A 5,080-nucleotide genomic window follows, 5' to 3' on the forward strand; every position below is an offset into this window, starting at 1 on the left:
GCAACCACGTCCCAGCCAGCACCCCACCGGCACCCGGCTCACTCACCGGAACCCACGACACCCGGTACCGCCAGTCCGCAACCGCCGCATCGGCCTGACCGCGACGCCGGTACTCGGCCAGCGCCGGCAGCACCTCACCCAACCGGTCACCGTCGATGTTCAACGCTGCCGCCAGACCATCGGCATCCCCGCCCTCGACCGCAGCCCAGAACTCGGCGTCAACGGCCGGGCCCTCGGAAACCTCGGCCACCGCCTCCGGCCAGTAGTGACGGTGCTGGAACGCGTAAGTCGGCAAATCCACCATCGAACCACTGCCCAAGAGCCCTGCCCAGTCGACGGGAAGCCCCCGCACATACGCCTCGGCAAACGACGCCAGCAGACGATCCGCGCCGCCCTCATCACGCCGCAACGTGCCCACCACAACGGGGGACTGCTCTTCCAGAGCGTCGCTGATCGCCGGCGTCAGTACCGGGTGCGGGGACACCTCCAGGAACACCCCGTGCCCGGCCTCACCGAGCAGACAGACCGCCCGCTCGAACTCGACCGTCTCCCGGAGAGACGCATACCAGTAGGCCGGATCCATCTCCAGGCCCGACAGCCACTCGCCCGTCAGCGCGGAGACCATCGGAACCTGCGCCTCGCGAGGCCGGATCCCGTCAAGGACGGACAGGATCTCCTCGCGCAGCTCGTCCACATGCGCGCTGTGCGACGCGTAGTCGACCGGAATCATCCGGGCACGCGGCGAATCCCCACACGACTCCGCCAGTTCACGCAACGCATCCGCATCACCCGACACGACCGTCGCCGACGGACCGTTCACCGCCGCAACCGACAAGCGGTCCCCGAATGACGCGATCCGCGCCCGGACACCCTCCACCGGCTCCGCGACCGACAGCATCCCGCCCCGACCTGCCAACGCCGTCAGGGACTTGCTCCGCAGAACCACCACCTTCGCCGCATCCTCCAGCGACAGGATCCCAGCCACGACCGCCGCCGCGATCTCACCTTGGGAGTGGCCGACCACCGCGTCGGGAGCGACACCGGCCACCTGCCAGACCGCGGCGAGGGACACCATCACCGCCCACAACGCCGGCTGCACCACATCCGCAGCCTCAAAACCATGACGACCAGCCAACACATCGTCCAACTCCCACTCCACGAACGGAGAAAGAGCCGCCGCACACTCCGCCAACCTGGCAGCGAACACCGGCGAAACCTCCGCCAGCTCACGCCCCATGCCAACCCACTGACTGCCCTGGCCGGGGAAGACGAACACCGTCCGCCCCACACCACCAGGAGCCACCGAACCAGTCACCACACCAGGAGCCGGCTGCTTCGTCGCCACGGCCGCCAGACACTCAGCCAGCTCACTCCGCTCGCCACCGAGCACAACAGCCCGGTGCTCCAGCGCTGCACGCGTCGTCGCCAACGACCACGCCACATCACCCACCGGCAACTCCGGCCGCGCCACCACATGTTCACGCAGCCGACCCGCCTGACCGGCAAGCGCCGCGGCACTGCGACCAGAGACCCGCCACATCGACGTCCCACCGGTCAGGACCGGAAGCGCCGACCCTTGCTCGTTCTCCGGCTCCGCCTCCGGCTCGGCCGCCACCTCGACGGCCGGAGCCTCCTCCACGATCACGTGGACGTTCGTGCCGCTGATCCCGAAGGCCGACACACCGGCCCGGCGCGGCCGGTCACCGGCCGGCCAGTCCACCGCGTCCTGCAGCAGCCGGACATTCCCCGTCTCCCAATCAACGTGCGAGGACGGCTCGTCGGCGTGCAGCGTCTTCGGCAGCACACCATGCCGCAACGCCATCACCATCTTGATCACACCCGCCACACCAGCAGCCTGCTGCGCATGCCCGATGTTCGACTTCACCGAACCCAGCCACAACGGCCGGTCCCCAGCACGTCCCTGGCCGTAGGTGGCCAGCAGCGCACCGGCCTCGATCGGATCGCCGAGCGTGGTGCCGGTGCCGTGCGCCTCCACCGCGTCCACGTCGGACGCGGACAGCCGGGCGTTGGCCAGCGCGGAGAGGATCACGCGCTGCTGCGACGGGCCGTTGGGCGCGGACAGGCCGTTGGAGGCACCGTCCTGGTTGACGGCGCTCCCCCGCAACACGCCCAGCACTTGGTGGCCGTTGCGGCGGGCGTCCGACAGTCGCTCCAGCACGAGCATGCCGACGCCTTCGCCGATGCCCATGCCGTCCGCGCCCTCGCCGAACGCCTTGCAGCGGCCGTCGGCCGACAGCGCCCGCAGTCGCGAGAAGCCGACGAACTCGCCCGGGTCGGCCATCACCGTCACACCGCCCGCCAGCGCCACCGAACACTCGCCCGACCGCAGAGCCTGCACCGCCTGATGCAGCGCCACCAACGACGACGAACACGCCGTGTCCACCGTCACCGCCGGGCCCACCAGACCCAAGGAGTAGGAGACCCGGCCCGACAGCACACTCAGCGCGTTACCGGTGATCAGGTGGGCCTGCACCCCGGCCTCGTCCCCGACCGCGCCGAAGTAGCCGGACGGAGCCGCGCCGACGAACACGCCCGTCGCGGAGCCGTGCAGCGCCTGCGGATCGATCCCCGCGCGCTCGATCGCCTCCCAGGACGTCTCCAGCAGCAGCCGCTGCTGCGGGTCCATGGCCATCGCCTCGCGCGGGCTGATCCCGAAGAACCCGGCGTCAAAGTCCCCGGCTCCGCTGAGGAATCCGCCCTCGACCACATAGGTCGAGCCCTCGGCATCCGCGTCCGGGTCGAACAGCGCCTCGACGTCCCAGCCGCGATCGGCCGGGAAGCCGCTGATCGCGTCCCCGCCCGCGGCCACCAGGTCCCACAGCTCCTCGGGGGAGCGCACGCCGCCCGGGTAGCGGCACGCCATGCCGACGATCGCGATCGGTTCCGAAGGCGCCGCGGCCACCGCGACCACCTGGCCCGAGCCCTCCGACCCGAACAGCGCGGTCAGGATCTCGTCGGCCAGCGCGGAAGCGCTCGGGTGGTCGAAGACAACCGTGGACGGCAGCCGCAGGCCGCACGCGTTGTTCAGACGGTTGCGCAGTTCGACGGCGGTCAGCGAGTCGAAGCCCAGCTCACGGAACGCCCGCGTCGCCATGATCTCGTCCGCGGAGTCATGCCCCAGCACCGCGGCCGCGTGCGAGCGCACCAGCTCCACGACGGTCCGCCGGCGATCGGCGGCCGGGGCGTTCGCCAACCGCGAGGCGAACTCTCCGCGTTCGTCCGCAGCCGTCCCGGTGGCCGTCTCGTCTTGGGCCTCGGGGATGGTGTCCAGCAGCGGGCGCGGGCGCGCGGCGCGGAACACCGGCGCGAACTTCTCCCACTCCACGTCCGCCAGGGCGATGAACGTCTCGTCGTCCGCCAGGACCTCACCGAGCGCCGTCAACGCCCGGTCGGTGTCCAGGAAGTTCATGCCCTGCCGCAGCAGGCGATGGGGCGTCACCCGGCCCGGCGCCTGATCCATCACTGCGTCCACGGCGTCCCAGTCACGGGTGTTCCACACGCCCCAGGCGATCGACGTACCCGGCAGACCCCGGGCCCGGCGGTCCTCCGCCAACGCGTCGAGGAACGCGTTGCCGGCCGCGTAGGCGCCGTGGTCGTTGCTGCCCCACGTCGCCGAGATCGACGAGAACATCACGAACTCGTCGATGCCCAGGCCCGCCGTCGCCTCGTCCAGGTGCACCGCACCGGCCGCCTTCGCGCCGAGTGCCGCCGCGAGGCCTTCGCGGTTGGTGTCCTCCACCCGCGCCAAGATCGGCGCGTTGGCCGAATGCAGGACGGTCGACAGGCCCGGACCGGAGTTCTCGATCCAGTTCACCAGGCTGGTCGCCTGGTCCCGGACCGCCAGGTCGCAGCTGACGACCTCGACGGCGGTACCCTCACTCGCAACGGCGGCGGCGAGCGCCGCCACGCCGGGCGCCGACGGACCGGACCGGGACGTCAGCACCACCCTCGGCGCACCGCGCTCGGCCAGCCACGGACCTATGCACACACCGATCGACCCCGTACCACCGGTCAGCAGGACCGTGCCACGCGGCGACCAGCCCTCCGCCTCGACACGACGGGCCTCTGCCCGCACCAGCCGACGCAGGAACACACCCGACGCCCGCACCGCGACCTGATCCTCCCGGCCATCCGCAAGGACACCGGCCAGGCGGGCGCCGGCCTCGGCGTCCCACACCGGCGGTAGGTCCACGAGCCCGCCCCACCGGTCCGCGTGCTCCAGGCCCACGGCCCGGCCCAGACCCCAGACCTGGGCCTGCACCGGACTCGTCGTCACCTCGTCCGCGCCGACCTGCACCGCACCACGCGTCAGCACCCACAACGGAGCCGTGACCCCGGTCTCGACCAGTACCCGGACCAGGTCGACCGTCCCGGCCAGACCACCCGGAACCAACGGGTGCTCCGCCAGCGGCGTCTCGTCCAGGGCCAGCAGCGACACCACACCGGCCACGCCCTCGGCCAGCGCCGCATCGACGTCCTCCGGCCCTGCGACCGCGACGACGCTCGCGCCGTGTGCCGTCAGCGCGTTCGCGACCGCTTCCCGGTCGGGGCCGTCACCGACCAGCAGCCAGGTACCCGTCGGCGTGGCGGCCCGGTTCCCGTCGGCCGCCTGCCAGACGATCCGGTAGCGCCAGTCGTCGACCGAGGTGTCCGGGCCGTCGGCCTGTACGGAGGCCACGGCGCCGAGCCAGTAGCGCCGCCGCTGGAAGGCATAGGTGGGCAGGTCCACGGCCGTGCCGCCACCCAGGATCGCGGCCCAGTCGACCGGAAGGCCCCGCACGTAGGCCTCGGCGAGCGAGGTCAGCAGGCGCTCGGCGCCGCCCTCATCACGCCGCAGCGTGCCGACCACCACCGAGCCCTCGACATCCTCGACGACATCACCCACGGCACTGGTCAGCACCGCGTGCGGGGACGCCTCCACGAACACCCCGTGCCCGGACTCGCCCAGGACCCGGACCGCCCGCTCGAACTCCACCGTCTCCCGGAGCGACGCGTACCAGTAGGCCGGATCCAGCTCCGGACCCGACAACCACTCCCCCGTCAACGCGGACACCATCGG

The 5,080-nt window shown here is 71.7% G+C and carries 1 protein-coding gene; it reads right to left on the bottom strand.

Annotated elements, in window-relative coordinates; translation table 11 throughout:
* A partial coding sequence (locus AB0C46_RS40575) for an SDR family oxidoreductase (protein WP_362834156.1) occupies positions 1-5,065 on the bottom strand: 5,065 nt, incomplete at its 3' end.
* Between the last annotated feature and the right edge of the window lie 15 nt (positions 5,066-5,080).

Origin of the sequence: Streptomyces sp. NPDC048637 (genome assembly GCF_040650675.1) — a bacterium.
Lineage (GTDB): Bacteria > Actinomycetota > Actinomycetes > Streptomycetales > Streptomycetaceae > Streptomyces.